15 protein-coding genes are annotated in these 19,536 nt (G+C 65.5%); 14 read left to right on the top strand and 1 reads right to left on the bottom strand.

Annotated elements, in window-relative coordinates; genetic code table 11:
• Positions 1–13 precede the first annotated feature (13 nt).
• From CH274_RS05745 to secA, 12 genes are all read left to right on the top strand, one after another.
• Positions 14–1,156 (top strand): hypothetical protein, encoded by a 1,143-nt coding sequence (locus CH274_RS05745; protein WP_032397659.1) that lies wholly within the window; start codon positions 14–16, stop codon positions 1,154–1,156.
• On the top strand, positions 1,156–2,385 hold the full coding sequence (gene manA / locus CH274_RS05750; RefSeq protein WP_094656956.1) for a mannose-6-phosphate isomerase, class I: 1,230 nt from the start codon (positions 1,156–1,158) through the stop codon (positions 2,383–2,385). Before CH274_RS05745 ends, manA begins: the two co-directional genes overlap by 1 nt.
• A gap of 150 nt (positions 2,386–2,535) precedes the next feature.
• Complete coding sequence (locus tag CH274_RS05755; protein ID WP_032398289.1) at positions 2,536–4,053, top strand: amino acid permease; 1,518 nt, start codon at positions 2,536–2,538, stop codon at positions 4,051–4,053.
• Positions 4,054–4,319: 266 nt separating this feature from the next.
• Positions 4,320–5,423, top strand: a complete 1,104-nt coding sequence (locus CH274_RS05760) for an alkane 1-monooxygenase (RefSeq protein ID WP_045199982.1) — start codon at positions 4,320–4,322, stop codon at positions 5,421–5,423.
• Positions 5,424–5,544: 121 nt separating this feature from the next.
• Positions 5,545–7,029, top strand: a complete 1,485-nt coding sequence (ahcY, locus tag CH274_RS05765; RefSeq protein ID WP_032397661.1) for an adenosylhomocysteinase — start codon at positions 5,545–5,547, stop codon at positions 7,027–7,029.
• Between the two features lie 20 nt (positions 7,030–7,049).
• Entirely contained in the window at positions 7,050–7,715 is a 666-nt protein-coding gene (locus CH274_RS05770) for a dTMP kinase (protein WP_094656957.1), read from the top strand.
• Positions 7,716–7,719: 4 nt separating this feature from the next.
• Entirely contained in the window at positions 7,720–8,397 is a 678-nt protein-coding gene (gene mtrA, locus CH274_RS05775) for an MtrAB system response regulator MtrA (protein WP_027496508.1), read from the top strand.
• A complete protein-coding gene (mtrB, locus tag CH274_RS05780; protein ID WP_094656958.1) occupies positions 8,394–10,079 on the top strand; it encodes an MtrAB system histidine kinase MtrB in 1,686 nt (561 codons plus the stop codon). The genes mtrA and mtrB overlap by 4 nt, the downstream gene beginning before the upstream one ends.
• A 35-nt stretch (positions 10,080–10,114) precedes the next feature.
• Positions 10,115–11,857, top strand: coding sequence for an MtrAB system accessory lipoprotein LpqB (gene lpqB / locus CH274_RS05785; RefSeq protein WP_052050429.1), 1,743 nt, complete (start codon positions 10,115–10,117; stop codon positions 11,855–11,857).
• Between the two features lie 46 nt (positions 11,858–11,903).
• Positions 11,904–12,587, top strand: coding sequence for a ComF family protein (locus tag CH274_RS05790; protein WP_032397664.1), 684 nt, complete (start codon positions 11,904–11,906; stop codon positions 12,585–12,587).
• A 201-nt stretch (positions 12,588–12,788) separates the two neighbouring features.
• Positions 12,789–13,457 carry a ribosome hibernation-promoting factor, HPF/YfiA family gene (gene hpf, locus CH274_RS05795; protein ID WP_032397665.1) on the top strand — a complete coding sequence of 223 codons (669 nt, stop codon included), beginning with the start codon at positions 12,789–12,791 and terminating at the stop codon, positions 13,455–13,457.
• Between the two features lie 307 nt (positions 13,458–13,764).
• Entirely contained in the window at positions 13,765–16,671 is a 2,907-nt protein-coding gene (gene secA / locus CH274_RS05805; protein ID WP_094648150.1) for a preprotein translocase subunit SecA, read from the top strand.
• Between the two features lie 37 nt (positions 16,672–16,708).
• Here the strand turns inward: secA and CH274_RS05810 are convergent, their stop codons facing one another.
• A complete protein-coding gene (locus CH274_RS05810) occupies positions 16,709–17,284 on the bottom strand; it encodes an Rv3235 family protein (RefSeq protein WP_094632511.1) in 576 nt (191 codons plus the stop codon).
• Between the two features lie 185 nt (positions 17,285–17,469).
• Between CH274_RS05810 and CH274_RS05815 the strand changes: the two genes are divergently transcribed.
• Together CH274_RS05815 and CH274_RS05820 are read left to right on the top strand one after the other, a co-directional pair.
• Positions 17,470–18,915, top strand: coding sequence for a WS/DGAT/MGAT family O-acyltransferase (locus tag CH274_RS05815; RefSeq protein WP_094657225.1), 1,446 nt, complete (start codon positions 17,470–17,472; stop codon positions 18,913–18,915).
• Positions 18,916–18,926: 11 nt separating this feature from the next.
• Positions 18,927–19,451, top strand: coding sequence for a DUF6912 family protein (locus tag CH274_RS05820; RefSeq protein WP_032397668.1), 525 nt, complete (start codon positions 18,927–18,929; stop codon positions 19,449–19,451).
• The last annotated feature ends 85 nt before the right edge of the window (positions 19,452–19,536 follow it).

The following is a 19,536-nucleotide window of genomic DNA, read 5'->3' on the forward strand; positions in this document are numbered from 1 at the left end:
AGGTGTCGCAGCCATGACGGCAGTGTCGTCTCTGGTCGATCTCGACGATTCGGATGCTCTCATCGCAGCCGATCGCGAGGGCTCCCTGCGCAGCGCAGCGCTGGCGGGCGCTCAGGTTCGTGCCGTCGCGACCGCGGTCGACGAGTCGGTCCTCGCCCGGCTGGCCGATCTGCGTCCCCGGAGCGTGGTGATCGTGACCGGCGACGGGCGTAGCAGTCGAGCAGCGTCACTGCTGGTCGCTGCGCTCGGTGACCGCCTCGGCGTCCCCCTCGTGCGAAGCACCGGTACCCCGCCGTGGATCGGCCCACTCGACGTGGTGGTGGTGGCAGGCGACGACGCAGGGGATCCGCGGCTGGCAGAGTCGGTCGACGCGGCATCCCGGCGTGGTGCCGAAGTCGTGGTGGTTGCCCCCGAGGAGGGGCCGCTGCGTGCCGTCCGGGGAGCCAGGGTCATGTGGTTGCCGCCGCGAATCGCGGTTCGTGACCACAATGCGCTGATGCGTTACCTCGCGGCGTTCGTTGCGGTACTCGGGGCGGTTGCCGGCGGATCGTGGAAGACGTTGCTGCCCAATTTGTCTCGTCTTGCGGACCTGCTCGACGCGGAGGCGGTGAGGAACAGCCCGTCCAACGAGATGTTCCACAATCCGGCCAAGGCCCTCGCCAGTGGGTTGAACGGTCGACGCGTTGTGCTGACCGGGGGCAGTCCTGCTGCGGTCGAGGTCGCTCGGCACGGCAGCGAGGTGCTGCTGCGCGTGGCGGGTGTCGTCGTCGGTGCGGGGGAATTGGGTGACGTCATTGCCGCGTCCATTCGGGCGTCCGTCGTCGAATCATCCGGCACATCACAGACATTCGACTCGTTCTTTCACGACGAGCAGCTCGACGGACCACCGCCTGCGCTGCCGATGCGCGTCGTCGTGGTGGCCTCGGACGTCGATCGCGCGATGACCGAACGACGAATCGCAGGTGTACCGGAGTCGGAAATGTTGCTCGCCGATTCCAGCGAGGCGCTGTTCGGTGGCGAGCACGCACGTTCCGAATTCGACGGCCCCCCACCGGTGCGGGATCCGGATAGACTCTCGGTGCTCGACACGATGTCCGTGTTGGCCACGCGGTTGGACACCACTGCCGCGTACCTGCTGTTGATGGGCGGTAGCTAGTGCAGCTCTTGCGAGGCGCGGTTCGGTCCTACGCATGGGGTTCGCGAACCGCTCTGGCTCGAATTCAGGGACGCCCGGTGCCGTCCGATCATCCCGAGGCAGAAATCTGGCTCGGCGCTCATCCGGCCGACTCCGCGCATGTGGTGCACGAGGGCGGCAGCACCCCGCTGCTCACGCTGATCGACGACGATCCGGGTACTCATCTCGGTGGCTCCGCGCAGCAGTACGAGTCACGCCTGCCGTACCTGCTCAAACTGCTTGCCGCGGAAGAGCCCTTGTCTCTGCAGGCGCATCCCAGCAGTGCTCAGGCACGTGAAGGCTTTGCACGCGAGAACGCCGCGGGTGTCCCGATCGACTCTCCGGTACGCAACTACCGGGATCCGAACCACAAGCCCGAACTGATCGTCGCGCTCACGGAATTCGAGGCGTTGGCAGGCTTCCGGCGTCCTACCGAGACCGTCGAACTGCTCGACGCGTTGGCCGTCCCCGCCCTGAGCGGGTATCGAACTCTGCTGGCCGCCCAGCCCGATGCCTCGGGCCTGCGCACCGTGTTCACCTCGTGGATCACGCTGCCCGGGCAGGCACTCGACGACATGTTGCCTGCCGTCGCCCAAGGATGCATCGACTATCTTTCCGGGCCCGCACGCACGGACGGTGGACGATTCGCCGCCGAGGCCAGAACTCTGCTCGAGCTCGGGGAGTCGTATCCCGGTGACGCCGGAGTGCTCGCGGCGCTGCTGCTCAATCGGGTGAATCTGACTCCCGGCCAGGGTCTGTACCTCGACGCCGGAAATCTGCACGCGTATCTGCGCGGCACCGGGGTCGAGATCATGGCGAACTCCGACAACGTGCTGCGCGGCGGACTGACCCCCAAACACGTCGACGTCCCGGAACTGTTGCGGGTGCTCGATTTCGAGCCTGCCGACATCTCGCCCATCACTCCGGGTGTCGACGATCGACCGACCTATCTGTATCCGACGCCTGCACCGGAATTCGCGCTGAGTCGGACTTCGGTTGCGGCGGGGGAGACGGTCGCCGTTCCCGGCTCCGGCCCGAGAATTCTGTTGTGCACGAGTGGCACCGTCGTCGCCGCTACCGCAGACCGACAGTTCGAGCTGACGGTGCCCCAGGGCAGCTCGGCATGGATACCCGCTGCAGACGAATCGGTCACCGTGACCGCCGACTCGGGCGAGGCCGAGGTGTTCGTGGCCTCTGTTGGCCGCCTGTAGATCGCGCGTTCGCGGAGCGTCTGCCGATTCGAACCGTGAGATCGGTCCGATGGCGTGCCCGTAGGCAATAGTCTGATGCCACAGTGAATCGAAGTGACGGATGAGTTCGGTGATCCGTCGGTAGATGTGAAGTGGCGATACGGAGACCCGATGACCAGAGCAGACCGGCCCGCGAAGACCCCACGTACGACGGGTTGGTTCCGGACCAAATCGATCGAGCAGTCGATCGAGGACACCGACGAGCCGGACACGAAACTTCGGAAAGAACTCGGATCCTGGGATCTGACCGTGTTCGGCGTCGCCGTCGCCGTCGGTGCCGGCATCTTCACCCTGACCGCGCGGACCGCAGGAAACGTTGCGGGACCGGCTGTGTCGTTGGCCTTCGTGCTCGCGGCGATCGCCTGTGGCCTCGCGGCGCTGTGCTACGCGGAGTTCGCGTCGACGGTGCCCGTGGCGGGAAGTGCGTACACGTTCTCGTACGCGGCGTTCGGCGAGTTCATCGCATGGATCATCGGATGGGATCTGATCCTCGAGTTCGGCCTCGCAGCCGCCGTGGTGGCGAAGGCATGGTCGCTCTATCTGGGCGATCTGCTCGGTACGTCCGCTCCGGTGCTCGAGATCGGTTCTCTGAATTTCGACTGGGGCGCACTGCTGATCGTGGTGGTCCTGACGGTGCTGATCGCGTCGGGTACCAAGTTGTCCTCACGGGTGTCGCTGGTGATCACCGCGGTGAAGGTCATCGTCGTTCTCTTCGTCGTGGTCGTCGGCGCGTTCTACATCAAGGTCGCCAACTACGATCCCTACATTCCGCCGTCGGAGCCTGCGTCGACCGGCGAGGGGCTGCACCAGTCGCTGTTCTCGTTCGTCACCGGTGCCGGCGGCAGCACCTTCGGTTGGTACGGACTGTTGGCTGCGGCGTCACTGGTGTTCTTCGCGTTCATCGGTTTCGACGTGGTCGCCACGACCGCGGAGGAGACCAGGGAACCCCAGAAGGCACTGCCGCGCGGGATTCTCGGATCGCTCGCGATCGTGACCGTGCTCTACGTGGCCGTCACGTTGGTGCTGACCGGAATGGTCAAGTACACCGATCTGGCCGGCGACAGCTCCACGCTGGCGACGGCGTTCGAGCTGAACGGGTTGACCTGGGCCAAGAACATCATCTCGTTCGGTGCCCTCGCCGGTCTCACGACCGTGGTGATGGTGTTGATGCTGGGGCAGACCCGAGTGCTCTTCGCGATGTCGCGCGACGGACTGGTGCCGCGGGGACTGGCACACACCGGAAGCAAGGGCACGCCGGTTCGGACGACGATTCTGGTGGGTGTCATCGTCGGTCTCCTCGCTGCCTTCGTTCCGCTGGGAACGCTGGAGGAGATGGTGAACATCGGCACGCTGTTCGCGTTCGTGCTGGTGTCTGCGGGTGTGCTGGTTCTGCGCCGGACTCGACCCGACCTCGAGCGTGGCTTCCGGGTGCCGTGGGTTCCGTTGGTGCCGATTCTCGCCGTCCTGGCCTGCTTGTGGCTGATGCTCAACCTGTCGGTGGAGACGTGGTTGCGGTTCCTGGTCTGGATGGCCGCAGGCGTCGTGATCTACGTCCTGTACGGCAGGCGTCACTCGGTGATGGGGCTGCGAGAAGCAGGCAAGTCCAGGACCGAGAAGCCCGAGCGCTGACCCATGCAGTGACAGCGCCGGGCGTTCATGACCGCTGACCAGCGATTGTGCGGCGAATTTAGATAGCGTCACATCAGACCGTGGGAATGTTATACCCTCGAAAACAGACTTGGAGGACTCAAAAAGTTCGATGAGAGGGTGTTGCAACAGTGAGTGTGGACGGCCGAATCACTTCTACGGAGGATTCGGGTGTCGCTTTCGGGGGGCGGGATTCGAAGGCCAGTGAACGGTCGGTTCGCTGGCGGGACAACAAACGTTATCTGTGGATGCTGGGGCTGTTGGCCCCGGCGTCGGCGCTACTACCGTCGCAGTTGGTCTACTGGACGGGCATGCCGCTCTTCTGGTGGAGCGGCGTGCTGGTGTTCTTCGTGATCATTCCGGTGATCGATCTGATCGCGGGCGAGGACGGACACAATCCGGATGCGTCGGCCAGCGAAAAATTGCAGAACGATCGGTACTACCGATGGTGTACGTATCTGTTTCTGCCCGTGCAGTTCGTCGGACTCTTCGTCGCCTGCTGGATGTGGGCCTACGGCGATCTGAGCGTGGTGGACAAGATCGGCCTCGCGGTCACGGTGGGCCTGGTGGCAGGCACGGGCATCAACGCCGCTCACGAACTGGGCCATCGCATCGAGCAGCACGAGCGCTGGTTGGCCAAGGTCGCCCTGTCCCAGACGCTGTACGGACACTTCTTCGTCGAACACAATCGCGGTCACCACGTCCGGGTGGCGACGCCGGAGGATCCCGCGAGCGCACGACTGGGCGAGAGTGTGTGGACCTTCGTGCCGCGCAGCACGATCCGCGGCCTTGCCTCCGCCTGGAAGCTCGAGGCGCAACGACTCCGGCGCAAGGGCCGCTCGGTCGCCAGCCCTTCCAACGCGCTGCTGCACACGTGGCTGCTCAGTGTCGTGCTGTTCGGTTCGTTGCTGATCGTGTTCGGCTGGTCCATCGCGCCGTATCTTCTGGTGCAGGCCGTCGTCGGATTCGTCCTGCTCGAGATGGTGAACTACGTGGAGCACTACGCCCTGCTCCGCGAAACGAACGATCGCGGGAAATACGTTCGGTGCTCGCCTCGCCACAGCTGGAACAGCGACAGAATCTGCACCAACATATTTCTGTACCACCTGCAGCGGCACAGCGACCACCATGCCAATCCGGGCAAGCGATATCAGACCCTGCTCTCCTGCGACGAGGCCCCGCAGTTGCCCGCCGGCTATGCGTCGATGGTGATCCTCGCCGCAATTCCGCCGCTGTGGCGTCGGGTGATGGATCCGCGGGTATCGGCGCACTACCAGGGAGATATCGCCCGCGCGAACATCCTGCCCCGAAAACGGGCTCGAATCCTGGCGCGAGCCGGACGAAACGGGTAGAGCGGGTTCTCGACGGTCGGTCGATTCGCCGGTTCCACTCCTGCTCGCTCGGGCAGCCGGTGGTGCCGCCGCGCGGACCCGATAGCCTGGGAACAGATACTCAGTCAACAGGAGAGGCAAGATGACGACCTCAGTTACGTCAGGATCGGCACTCACCGTGGATCGCCGCGGTGGAATCGACTTCAAGGTCGCAGACCTGTCGCTCGCGGAATTCGGCCGCAAGGAAATCCGACTCGCCGAGCACGAGATGCCCGGCTTGATCGCGCTGCGCCGCGAATACGCAGACGTGCAGCCGCTCAAGGGAGCGCGAGTCTCGGGATCGCTGCACATGACCGTGCAGACAGCCGTGCTGATCGAGACCCTGGTTGCACTCGGTGCCGAAGTTCGGTGGGCGTCGTGCAACATCTTCTCCACCCAGGACCACGCGGCAGCAGCCGTCGTCGTCGGGCCCTACGGCACCGTCGAGGAGCCCAAGGGCGTCCCGGTGTTCGCCTGGAAGGGTGAAAGCCTCGAAGAGTACTGGTGGGCGGCCGAGCAGATGCTCACCTGGCCCGAGCAGCCCGCCAACATGATTCTCGACGACGGTGGCGACGCCACGATGCTGGTACTGCGCGGCGCGCAGTTCGAGAAGGCAGGCGTCGTACCGCCGACCGACGACGATCACGATTCGGACGAGTACAAGGTGTTTCTCGGCCTGCTTCGTCGCTCGCTCGAGGCATCGAAGTCCAAGTGGACCGAGGTCGCCGAGTCCGTTCAGGGTGTCACCGAAGAGACCACGACCGGCGTGCTGCGGCTCTACCAGTTCGCGGCCGCCGGAGAGCTCACGTTCCCGGCCATCAACGTCAACGACTCCGTCACCAAGAGCAAGTTCGACAACAAGTACGGCACCCGGCATTCGCTGATCGACGGCATCAACCGCGGCACCGACGTTCTCATCGGCGGCAAGGCCGTTCTGGTCTGTGGCTACGGCGACGTGGGCAAGGGCTGCGCCGAGGCGCTCAAGGGCCAGGGTGCACGTGTGACCGTCACCGAGGCCGACCCGATCAACGCGCTGCAGGCGCTGATGGACGGCTTCGACGTGCGCACGGTCGAGGAGTTCATCGAGCAGGCCGACATCGTGATCACCTCGACGGGCAACCTGTCGATCATCACGTTCGAGCACATGCGCAAGATGAAGCACCAGGCGATCCTGGGCAACATCGGTCACTTCGACAACGAGATCGACATGGCCGGGCTGGAGAAGGCTCCCGATGTCACGCGGATCAACATCAAGCCGCAGGTCGACGAGTACCAGTTCAAGGACGGGCACTCGATCATCGTCCTGTCCGAGGGTCGCTTGCTCAATCTCGGCAACGCCACGGGACACCCGTCGTTCGTCATGAGCAACAGCTTCTCCAACCAGGTCATCGCTCAGATCGAACTGTGGACCAAGCCGGACGAGTACGACAACGAGGTCTACCGCCTGCCCAAGCACCTCGACGAGAAGGTCGCCCGCATCCACGTCGAAGCGCTCGGTGGTTCGATCACCAAGCTCACCAAGGAGCAGGCCGAGTACATCGGCGTCGACGTCGAGGGCCCGTACAAGCCCGAGCACTACCGCTACTGACCGACGGGGCAGGTCCGGGAGTGGGAAAACTGTTCGTCATCGAAGGAGTCGACGGAGCGGGCAAGAACACGCTCGCCCGTCGGCTCGTTTCGGCGTGGGAACGTGACGGCCTGTCGGTCGAGCGCATCGGGTTTCCCCGGTACCACCGATCGATCCACGCCGATCTGGCTGCGGAGGCGTTGCACGGCGAACACGGCGACACCGCAGGCAGTGTGCACGCGATGGCCCTGTTGTTCGCTCTCGATCGCCGGGACGCGGGCGACGAGATCCGAAGGTTGCTCTCGGACAACGACATCGTTCTTCTCGATCGGTACGTGGCATCCAACGCCGCCTACACCGCCGCTCGGCTCGAGCAGTCCGCCGACGGCGAGGCCGTCGAATGGATCAGGTCGCTCGAGTTCGAGCGATTCGCGGTGCCCGTTCCCGATGTCCAGATTCTCCTCGACGTCCCGGTGGCGCTGGCCGCCGAGCGTGCTGCGGCCCGGGAGAGTGCGGACGCCGCTCGCACCCGGGATTCCTATGAGCGCGACAGCTCACTGCAGAGCCGAACCTCGGCTGCGTACAGCACCCTCGCTGCATCGCATTGGGTGTCGCCGTGGCGGGTCGTCACCGCCGACGTCGACCCCGATCGACTCGCCGCCGACATGTTCAATCAGCCATCAGGGGTTCGGAAAGTGACACCATAGGACCATGAAGCCTCGGATTCTGGTTGTGGACGACGATTCGGCTCTGGCGGAGATGCTCACCATCGTGTTGCGCGGTGAGGGATTCGAGCCCTTCGTGGTCGGCGACGGCACCCAAGCTCTGGCTGCCGTACGCGAGAATCGGCCGGACCTGGTGTTGCTCGACCTGATGCTTCCCGGAATGAACGGCATCGACGTCTGCCGCGTCCTTCGTGCCGATTCGGGCGTGCCGATCGTCATGCTGACGGCCAAGACCGACACCGTCGACGTCGTCCTGGGTCTCGAGTCCGGTGCGGACGACTACATCATGAAGCCCTTCAAGCCGAAGGAACTGGTCGCTCGGGTGCGTGCGCGCCTGCGTCGGACCGAGGACGAACCCGCCGAACTGCTGTCCATCGCAGACATCGTCATCGACGTGCCGGCCCACAAGGTCAGTCGCGGCGACGAACTCGTCTCCCTGACGCCCCTCGAGTTCGACCTGCTCGTGGCGCTTGCCCGCAAACCTCGCCAGGTGTTCACTCGAGAGGTGTTGCTCGAACAGGTCTGGGGTTACCGCCACGCGGCCGACACCCGACTGGTCAACGTGCACGTGCAGCGTCTGCGCGCCAAGGTGGAGAAGGACCCGGAGAACCCCGAGGTGGTGTTGACCGTGAGGGGGGTCGGCTACAAGGCCGGACCGCCGTGATCCGTTTCTCCCATTCTCGGCGGCGGATCAACGGCAAGTTCTCACCGGTACTGCGTTGGTTTCGTTCGCTGAGTACGTCGCTCGGCCATGCCTGGCGACGGTCTCTGCAGCTGCGCGTCGTCGTGTCGACGCTCACGCTGTCCCTGGTGGTCATTCTCATCCTCGGTGTGGTGTTGACCAGCCAGATCACCGATCGACTGCTCGAGGCCAAGTTGTCCGCCGCGACCGAGGAGCTCGACCGTTCGCGGACCACCGTCGAGGGCAACCTCGCCGGAGCCGACGATTCGAGCGGGCTCGCGACACGCCTCGAACGGGCCAGGGCGGCACTGACCAACCAGGATCTGGACGCGGCGTCGACCACCGGGTCGGCGGGATCGTTCGATCCGGTCCTGATCGTGGAGGGCGATGCCACCCGAGCGGAGGCGTCCGTCGGTCCGGTCGATCAGATCCCGAACAGCCTGCGCGACTTCGTCAAGAAGGGCCTGATCAGTTCGCAGTACGCCACGGTGACCGACAGCGACGGCGGGTATTCCGGATCGGCGCTGATCATGGGATCGCCCACCGGATCCGACATCTCGGCCCTGCAGCTCTACCTCATCTTTCCGCTGGCCAGCGAGGATCGCACGCTCTCGCTCGTTCGCGGCACGCTGTTCATCGGTGCGGTGGTGCTCCTGGTTCTGCTCGCGGCGATCGCGATGCTCGTCGCGCGGCAGGTGGTTCTGCCCATTCGTTCGGCGTCGAGGATCGCGGTGCGATTCGCCGACGGCAGGCTCAAGGAACGCATGCCGGTCCGCGGCGAGGACGACATGGCCAGACTTGCGATGTCGTTCAACGAGATGGCCGAGAGCCTGTCCAAACAGATCACCCAGCTCGAGGAATTCGGCAATCTCCAGCGCCGATTCACCTCCGACGTCAGCCACGAACTACGCACCCCGCTGACCACCGTTCGGATGGCCGCAGACCTCATTCACGACGCCAGCGACGACCTGGAGCCTGCACTCAAGAGATCGTCGGAGTTGCTGGTCAACGAGCTCGATCGGTTCGAGACCCTCCTCGGTGACCTGCTCGAGATCAGCCGCCACGACGCGGGCGTGGCCGAACTGGCCGCCGAACAGCTCGACCTGCGCATGTGCGCTCGAGCGGCGGTGTCGACCGTGCGACATCTGGCCCGCGAGACCGGCACCGAAGTGATCGTCGACATGCCCGAGACCGCAGTGATCGCCGAGGTCGACCCCCGACGGGTGGAACGAATCCTGCGCAATCTGCTGGCGAACGCACTCGACCACGGCGAGGGCAAGCCGGTCCTGCTGCGGCTGCGCTCGGACGCCGACGCGGCAGCATTCGTGGTGCGCGATCAGGGAGTCGGGCTGCGACCGGGCGAAGAGAAGCTGGTGTTCAACCGGTTCTGGCGCTCGGATCCCTCCCGCGTTCGACGTTCCGGCGGCACCGGCCTGGGGCTGGCCATCAGCGTCGAGGACGCCCGCCTGCACGACGGTAAGCTCGAAGCGTGGGGAGTAGTGGGCGAAGGCGCATGTTTCCGACTCACCCTGCCGCTCGTGCGCGGGCACAAGGTGATCGGGTCCCCACTGCCCCTCAAACCCAGCACCAGAAAATTCGCACAAGGACAACCGATTCCCGCGATCACCGCACCCAAGACATCCGCGTCGGAGCCCGCGACGTGATCTTCTCGTGTCGTCGCAGCACCCGGGTGCTGGCGATGTGCGCGCTCGTCGTCGCCCTCGTGGGCGGCTGCGCCAGCCTGCCCGAATCGTCCAGCCCTCAGGCCATCGGCACCTTGACCGCCGGTGCCGTGCCGACCAGCGCCCCGGCCCCCGAGCCGGGACGCGAGCCCGATCGCCTGCTCGACGACTTCTTCGAGGCCAGCGCGGTCTCGGCCAACAGGCATCAGGCCGCCCGGCAGTTTCTCACCGAGGAGGCGTCGGGAACGTGGGACGACGGCGCACGGACGGTCGTAGCGGACCGGATCGACACCCTGTCCGGTCCACGAACTGCGGACACCGCGCAGTTCACCATCCGCTCGACGACGGCGGGAATGCTGGCCTCCGGCGGCGAGTACCAGGCCGGCTCGGACACGGTCGACGCCGCGATCGAGATGGCCCGAGTGGACGGTCAGTGGCGGATCTCGAAACTGCCGCCGGGCGTCGTCATCGATCGATCCGCATTTCTGAACACCTATCAGCAGCGATCGCTCTACTTCGTGGATCCGCTCGGTGGCGTACTCGTGCCCGACGTGCGGTGGACCAGCGGATCGCAGGACCAGCTCGCCAACCAGCTCGTGCAGCTGCTCATCGACGGCCCCAAGTCGGCGCTGGCGGCCGCGGTGAGCAACGAACTGTCCGACGATGTGAGTATTCGCGGGCCCATCACCAAGGCAGACGGCCAGACCTCGCAGGTGGGGGTGGGACTCGGCGGCATCAAGATCGACTTCGGTGGCCTGCAGAACAAGGGTGACCGCGATCGCGAACTGCTTGCCGCTCAAGTGATCTGGACTCTCGCCTCGGCGGAGGTGGCAGGGCCGTACGTGTTGCTCGCCGACGGTCAACCCATCGACACGACCAAGCCCGACGGGTGGACGACCGCGGGCGTCGACGCGTTCGATCCGCTGGGCGGTACCGACGACAGCATCGGGCTGCACGCACTCGCCTCCGGCACATTGCTCCGCGTCGACGAGGCGGAGACCACCCCCGCTCCCGGGTACTTCGGGCAGGCCCGCAACCTGCGTTCGGTGGCGCTGTCGAACGACGGCACCCTCGTGGCAGGCGTCGCGGACACCGGACGGCCCGCCCCTGCGCCGTCGAGCACGCTCATGGTCGGTAGCTACGACGGTGGCGCGTTCCCCGTGGCCGAGGGGCAATCGATCACGCGTCCCACCTGGGGAGCCGACGACAACGCGGCGTGGGCGGTGATCGACGGCACCAACGTCATCCGGGCCGCCCGCGATCCGTCCACCGGTCAGGTGTCGGTGATCCCGGTCGAGGCCACCGCCGTCACGACACTCGGCAATCGGATCACCGAACTGCGACTGGCCCGCGACGGGGTGCGAGCGGCGCTCATCGTCGACGGCGTCGTGTACGTGGCGACGGTGGTGCGCGAGCCCTCGGGCGTGTACTCCCTGACCGAGCCGAGGGCCGTGGCCATCGGACTCGGTAGTGACGCCACGAGTCTGGACTGGAGTACGGGCGACACGATCGTGATCGCACGGGTCGCCACCGATACACCGGTGGTCGAGGTGACCGTCGACGGATCCCGGATGGATCCGCTGCCCTCACGCAACCTGACCACTCCGGTGTTGGCGGTGGACGCCTCGCCGGAAACGGAGTACGTGGCCGACGCGCGGGCCGTGTTCGCGCTCAACAACACCGATCCGGTCGGCGACCGGTACTGGCGCGAGGTCACCGGATTGACCGGAGTCGAAGCGGTGCCGATTCTGCCCGGCTGACGGGGCCGCAGACGTCTGTCGGTGGGCCCGGGCAGAATCCCCGTCCATGCGATCGCTCCTCGATCTGATTCTGCCTCTCGAGTGTGCCGGGTGCGGTGTGCCGGGGGAGCACTGGTGCCCGGTGTGTTCCCTGGCTCTGTTCGTCCCGCCCATCGCCGTTCGTCCACGAGTCGATCCCGGCGTGCCGTGCTGGTCCCTCGGTACGTACACCGGGCCGCGTCGCAGTGGTGTGATCGCCTTGAAGGAGCGAGGTCGACGGTCGGTGGCCCGGCCCTTCGGGCGAGCGCTCGCCGGGGCCGTGGGACATCTGCGTGACGCAGGTGAGATCGATCCGCCCGAGCTCGGTTCGCTGGTTCTGATCTGCGCGCCCTCTCGGGCTCGGGCGGCGCGCGCTCGCGGGGGTGATCCCGTTCTGCGATGCGCTCGGATCGCTGCCGAACAGTTGGCACCGGAGCGAGTGCTCGTTCCCGAGGTGCTCCGCATGAGCGGCGCGGTCCGCGACTCGGTCGGACTGTCGGCCGGGCAACGGCAGCACAACGTGGCGGGCCGGATCGAGGCCGTCGGGGTGACTCGTCCGCGAACCGGCGCACGTGGGACGAAGTCGGCGGACTTCACCGTTCTGCTCATCGACGACGTCGTCACCACCGGCGCGACCTTGGCCGAATCGGCAAGAGTACTAACCGATTTCGGGGTCCCGGTGGCCGGCGCGCTGGTGGTGGCCAGTGCGTGACGGTGAGGTGGAGGGACACGCCGACAACCAATTCGGGGTGAACGGTGGCACACGAGTCGATGACCGACTAACGTCGCGGACACGCCCCAACTGAACCGGATGTGAGGTGATGCCCCGGACTCGAGATGCCGGAAGGTTCCCCATTCGGCATGCACACTTGCCACGTCCAACAGTGGGCGTGGCCGATATCGGGAGGTACGCGTGACGACCCCTTCACAAGCCTCGGTTTTCTTCGACGAGAAGCCCTCGGAAGAACCCGCCAAGAGCAATGCGGACGTTGTGGTCAAGGGCCGCAACGTCGAGATACCGGATCATTTCCGGATATACGTCTCCGAGAAATTGGCTCGCCTCGAGCGCTTCGATCCCTCCATCTACCTGTTCGACGTCGAACTGCAGCACGAACGAAATCGCCGCCAGGCCAAGGCATGTCAACGCGTGGAGATCACCGCGAAGGGCAAGGGCCCGGTCGTTCGAGCCGAAGCGTGTGCCGACAGTTTCTATGCCGCACTCGAAGCGGTGACGTCGAAACTTGAGAGCAGACTCCGGCGCACCAAGGACCGTCGCAAGGTCCACTACGGCGAGAAGAGACCCGTGTCCGTCGCCGAGGCCACTGCCGAACTCGCCGAGGACGACACGCTGGCCCTCGATCCCGAGATCAAACTCGACTCGTTCGAGGACGACCAGAGCGGTCCCGGGCACATCGTGCGAACCAAGATCCACTCGGCTGCACCGATGAGCGTCGACGACGCGCTGTACGAAATGGAACTCGTCGGTCACGATTTCTTCCTGTTCCACGACAGCGCAACCGATCGTCCCTCGGTCGTGTACCGACGGCACGCCTTCGATTACGGCTTGATCAGACTCACCTGACCGGACCGCTCGAGGCGGCGCGACTCGTTCGCCGTCCGTGAAATCTTTTCACCGCTGCAGGCTCGACACCGGAGACTCGATCCCCACGTCGAGCCTGCAGTGCTGTGTCGGTGTTGTCCGAATGGTCGATCGACGATCTCCGACGACCGACAGTCGGGCTGCCGGGTTCGCAGCGACACCGCCTACCATGGACGCGTTCGGGTTACCCGTCACGCAGAAGTCGTGGTGACGAACCCGTGAGCTCGTGCAGTATGCAGTGTTGTTCGTACCAGTACCCGTGAACCGAGGATCGAGGACGAGAAAGCCCGTGCCGTCGCTGTCGTTTTCCAAGCTGCTCCGTGTCGGTGAAGGTCGCATGGTCAAGCGGCTCAAGAGCATCGCCGACCACGTCTCGACCCTGTCTCCGGACGTCGAGAGCCTCTCCGACGACGAACTGCGCGGCAAGACCGCGGAGTTCAAGGAGAGGTACTCCGCCGGCGAGACCCTGGATCAGCTCCTGCCCGAGGCCTTCGCCGTGGCCCGCGAGGCGTCGTGGCGGGTGCTGTCGCAGCGACACTTCGACGTTCAGGTCATGGGTGGAGCCGCCCTGCACTTCGGCAACATCGCCGAGATGAAGACCGGTGAGGGCAAGACCCTGACCTGTGTTCTGCCCGCTTACCTCAACGCCATCTCCGGCGACGGTGTGCACGTGGTGACGGTCAACGACTACCTCGCCAAGCGCGACTCGGAGTGGATGGGCCGCGTGCACCGTTTCCTCGGTCTCTCGGTCGACGTGATTCTCTCCGGCATGACCCCGGTGGAACGCCGTGCCGCATACGCCGCGGACATCACCTACGGCACCAACAACGAGTTCGGTTTCGACTACCTGCGCGACAACATGACGCACTCGCTCGACGACCTCGTGCAGCGCGGCCACAACTTCGCCGTCGTCGACGAGGTCGACTCGATCCTCATCGACGAGGCCCGCACGCCGCTGATCATCTCCGGACCCGCCGACGCGTCGAGCAAGTGGTACGGAGAATTCGCCCGTATCGCGCCGATGCTCAAGGTGGACACCCACTACGAGGTCGACATCCGCAAGCGGACCATCGGTGTGCACGAGGCTGGCGTCGAACTGGTCGAGGATCAGCTCGGCATCGACAACCTGTACGAGGCCGCCAACTCTCCGCTGGTGAACTACCTCAACAACGCGATCAAGGCCAAAGAGCTCTACACCAAGGACAAGGACTACATCGTCCGCGACGGTGAGGTCATCATCGTCGACGAGTTCACCGGCCGCATCCTGGTGGGACGCCGCTACAACGAGGGCATGCACCAGGCGATCGAAGCCAAGGAGAAGGTGGAGATCAAGGCCGAGAACCAGACGCTGGCCACCATCACCCTGCAGAACTACTTCCGTCTCTACGACAAGCTCTCGGGCATGACGGGTACCGCCGAGACCGAGGCCGCGGAACTGCACCAGATCTACGGTCTCGGCGTCATTCCGATTCCGACCAACCGTCCCATGGTCCGCGTGGACAACGGCGACCTGATCTACAAGACGGAAGAAGCGAAGTTCGACGCCGTCGTCGACGACGTCGTCGAGCGGCACGAGAAGGGCCAGCCGGTCCTCATCGGCACCACGAGCGTCGAGCGCTCGGAGTACCTGTCGAAGCAGTTCACCAAGCGCGGCGTGGCGCACAACGTGTTGAACGCGAAGTTCCACGAGCAGGAAGCGACGATCATCGCCGAGGCGGGCAGGCAGGGCGCGGTGACCGTCGCGACCAACATGGCCGGCCGCGGCACCGACGTCGTGCTCGGTGGCAATCCGGACATTCTCGCCGACCTGAAACTGAGGAAGCAGGGTCTGGATCCGGTCGAGACCCCGGAAGAGTACGAGGCCGCGTGGGAGCCTGCGCTCGAAGAGGTCAAGGCGCAGGTCAAGGCCGATGCCGATACTGTGCGCGAGGCCGGTGGGCTGTACGTCCTCGGTACCGAGCGACACGATTCGCGCCGGATCGACAACCAGCTTCGAGGCCGCTCCGGTCGTCAGGGTGATCCGGGTGAATCGCGTTTCTACCTCTCGCTCGGCGACGAACTGATGCGTCGATTCAACGGTGGTGCACTCGAATCGATCATGACCCGGCTCAACCTGCCCGACGACGTCCCGATCGAAGCCAAGATGGTGTCCAAGGCCATCAAGAGCGCTCAGACGCAGGTCGAGCAGCAGAACTTCGAGATCCGCAAGAACGTTCTCAAGTACGACGAGGTGATGAACCAACAGCGCACCGTCATTTACGAGGAGCGTCGCCGGATCCTCGAAGGTGCCGACATGGAGGGCCAGGTCGAGGGCATGATCACCGACGTGATCACCGCCTACGTCGACGGTGCGACGGCCGAGGGCTACGTCGAGGACTGGGATCTCGAGCAGCTCTGGACCGCACTGAAGACTCTCTATCCGGTGGGAATCGACCACAAGGTGCTCGTCGGCGAGAACGAGGACGGCGAGAAGGACGACCTGAGCCGCGACGAATTGCGTGAGGCGCTGCTCGAGGACGCGCGATCGGCCTACGCCACCCGCGAGGCCGAGATCGACGGAATCGCCGGCGAGAACGGAATGCGTGAACTCGAGCGTCGAGTGCTGCTGTCGGTACTCGATCGCAAGTGGCGCGAGCACCTCTACGAGATGGACTACCTCAAGGAAGGCATCGGCCTGCGTGCGATGGCGCAGCGTGACCCGCTGGTCGAATACCAGCGCGAGGGCTACGACATGTTCCAGGGCATGCTCGACGGCCTGAAGGAGGAGTCGGTCGGCTTCCTGTTCAACCTTCAGGTCGAGGCGACACCGGCTCCGGCGGGGCCCGCGGCCTCGGCAGGTCTCGCCGTGGCTCCAGGACTGTCCTCGCCGGTGGGCTCCGGCCGACCGGCACCGACACCCGCCGCAGCACCGGCACCGACGGCACCCGCACCGACGGCTCCGGCACCCACTGCTCCGGCACCCGCCGCTCCCGCAGTGCCCTCGGCTCTGCGGGCGAAGGGTCTCGACGACCAGGACGAGCAGAGACTGACCTTCTCCGGTCCGGCCGAGGGCGGTGGCACTGCGGTTCGCCGTTCCGGTCCGTCCCCGTCCGGCAGCGAGTCCGCCGCCGAAGGCACCCGCCGCGAGCGTCGCGAAGCCGCGAGGACTCAGAGCAAGGCACCCAAGAAGGCAGCTCGCTCCAAGCGCAAGAGATAGTGCACGACGGTCGCGTCGCCTCCGGGCGAGGCGACCGTCACCCCACTCGTAGCGAGGTGACCGTCCACCCGGGGCGGCGCGGGTCGATCGCCAGCTCGATTCGGCCCGCGAAGGCGAACGTGCGTGGACCGCGGGTGTAGGAGCCGAAGATCTCCGCGGAGACGTCCGATCGATACGCCACGTGTACTCGACGCACGGCAGCGAATCCGAGTCGTCTGCCGGGCGGCGGGTTCCGCACGATGGTCCGCACCAGGTCGACCATCGAGGCGGTGAACAACGGTGACAGCTGGTCTGCGCTGCGTCGTCGATCGATGACCTCGATCATCATGCGCATGGCGCGGTCGGCACTCGACCGTGCATCGGCGGGTACCGGTGGCCGGCCGTAGGGCTCGACGCGCGGTCGAGAACGGTTGCTGCGCACGGATACTCGGTGCCGAGTAGGCGGCGGTTCGGTGGCCGACGCCGGATCCCACGTGTGTACGGCACCGGTGCAGAGCGGCGGTTCGAACGGTGCGGCACGCGAGAGAAAGCAATGATGTTCGGCGCGGACTCGGGGGCCGGGGGCCGAGGTGTCGGAGATGTCCGGCGGGTCGTTCGATTCGATGACGCTCACACCGTCATTGACGGTCCGAGAGCGCGTTCGGTTCCCGTCGGTACCCCGGATCGGCCCGCGATACGGTCCACGACCGACCCCGAGACCGACATCGGCCCGCCACGTACTCTATGTTCGAGCACACTGCGCGCTCGGCCACAGGAATCGGCGCGTACTTCACGCGAGGACGGGGACTGGAACACGCGATGGCGACCAGGCTGACAGCGCAGGATGCGTCGTTCTACTTTCTCGAGGCCAGTAGCAGCCCCATGCACCTCGGGTCGCTCGCCATCTTTCGGACTCCGCGCAGCGGATTCAGCTACGACCGACTGCTGTCGTTGGTCGAACAACGATTGGCCTTGGTTCCCCGGTATCGGCAGAAGGTGCGTGAGGTCGCCTTCGGTCTGGCCAGGCCGGTGTGGGTCGACGACGCGGATTTCGACATCACGTACCACATTCGCCGGTCGGCGCTCCCGAAGCCTGGTTCCGACGATCAGTTGCACGATCTGATCGCGCGACTGACCTCGCGCCCACTCGATCGCACTCGGCCGCTGTGGGAGATGTATCTGGTCGAGGGCCTGTCGAAGAATCGCTTCGCGATCTTCACCAAGTCACACTCGGCCTTGGTCGACGGCGAACACGCGCTCGACATCGGTCAGGTCATTCTGGATGCGAGCAAGAATCCGCCGCCGATGGCCGAGGAACTCTGGATGCCTGCGCGCGAGCCCAAGGACTCGGCGTTGGTCATCGATGCTCTGACCGAGTTGGTGGTGCGTCCTGGGGAGAGCGTCGAGGCTCTGCGCGGTGCGGTCCGCGGGGCTGCCGGTGTCGCGGGCGAGGCAGTGCGTGGCGCCGCGAAGGTCGCGGCAGTTCTGCGCACCGCGACCCAGAGCGCGCCGTCGAGTCCGCTGAACGCCCCGATCTCGCGAAACCGCAGATTCGCGGTGGCCAAGACCGAGCTCGCCGACTACCGGAGAATCCACAACAGGTTCGATTGCTCGATCAACGACGTGGTGCTCGCTGTCGTGACCGGGGCACTGCGCAATTGGCTGCTCTCTCGGGGAGAGCCCGTCACGGCCTCCTCGACGGTGCGGGCCATGGTGCCCATGTCGGTGTACGTCTCGGCCGATCGGGTCGGTTTCGGAGAAGCGGCCGAGCGGCCGGTCGAGCCGGCCGAGGACGATCGCAGCGAGGTCTCGTCGTTTCTGGTGGACCTGCCCGTCGGTGAATCGAATGCCGTGGTGCGGCTCTCGCACATTGCGCACGCCACCGAGGCGCATGCCAAGCAGAGTCGCGGAGTCACCGCACAGACACTGATGCGCATCTCCGGGTTCGCGCCTGCGAGCCTGCACGCGATGGGCGCGCGGGCGGGCAGCAGGCTCTCTCAGCGGGTGTTCAATCTGATCGTCACCAACGCGCCAGGACCCCAGTTCCCGCTGTACGTGGGCGGTGCGCGCATGCTCGAGATGTATCCGGTGTCGCCGCTGTTCGAGAACCAGGCGATGAGCATCGGGTTGACGTCCTACGACGGCTACGTGTTCTTCGGGCTCAATGCCGATCGAGGTGCCATGCCCGACGTGGACGTCGTCACGGCGCTTCTGCACGAGGCATTGGAAGAGTTGGTCGATGCCAGCAACGAATCGAGAGTGTGAGGTCTTCTGCAATGCGTGTCTACGTTCCGGCGACGCTGGAGTTCTTGAAAGTGTTGTCGGCAGAGGGCGAGTTCAGCCCGGTCTCGCGCACGGCCTTCGCGGTGACACCGACGCTGCGTGAGGCGTACTCGTCCGGCGACGACGAGGAGCTTGCCGAGGTGGCGATGGGGGAGGCCGCGCGGGCCTCTCTGCGACTGATCGCCGCCGCCGTCGACGACGAGAGCGATACCGGTACGGTCGCCGAAGGGGTGGTGTACCGGCGGGCGGTGATCGCGGCCGATGTGGACGATCCCACTCTGCGCCCCGATCTCGACGATGCCGTCGTCCGGCTGAAGGAACCGTTGCGGATGGATCAGGTCGCGTCGGTCCACGTCGATCTCGAAGGGGCCGAATCGGCGGTGGCCAAGGCCGTCGCTGCCGTCGATGCCGCGGACATGGGTGACGTGGACGCGGAGTTCGTGCTCGGCGACGCCGAGGATCACACGCTCGCGTGGTACGCCCCGCAAGAGTTGTCGTTTCTGCTCGAACTGCTGTGACTCGGCCGTGTTCGCTCGGGCACGATTCACATCGGCGCAGGTGTTCCCGAACCCGAACCTACGGTAGCGTAACCTCGATGACCGC

The sequence above is a fragment of the Rhodococcus sp. 06-418-5 genome, from assembly GCF_002258285.1.
GTDB lineage: Bacteria > Actinomycetota > Actinomycetes > Mycobacteriales > Mycobacteriaceae > Rhodococcoides.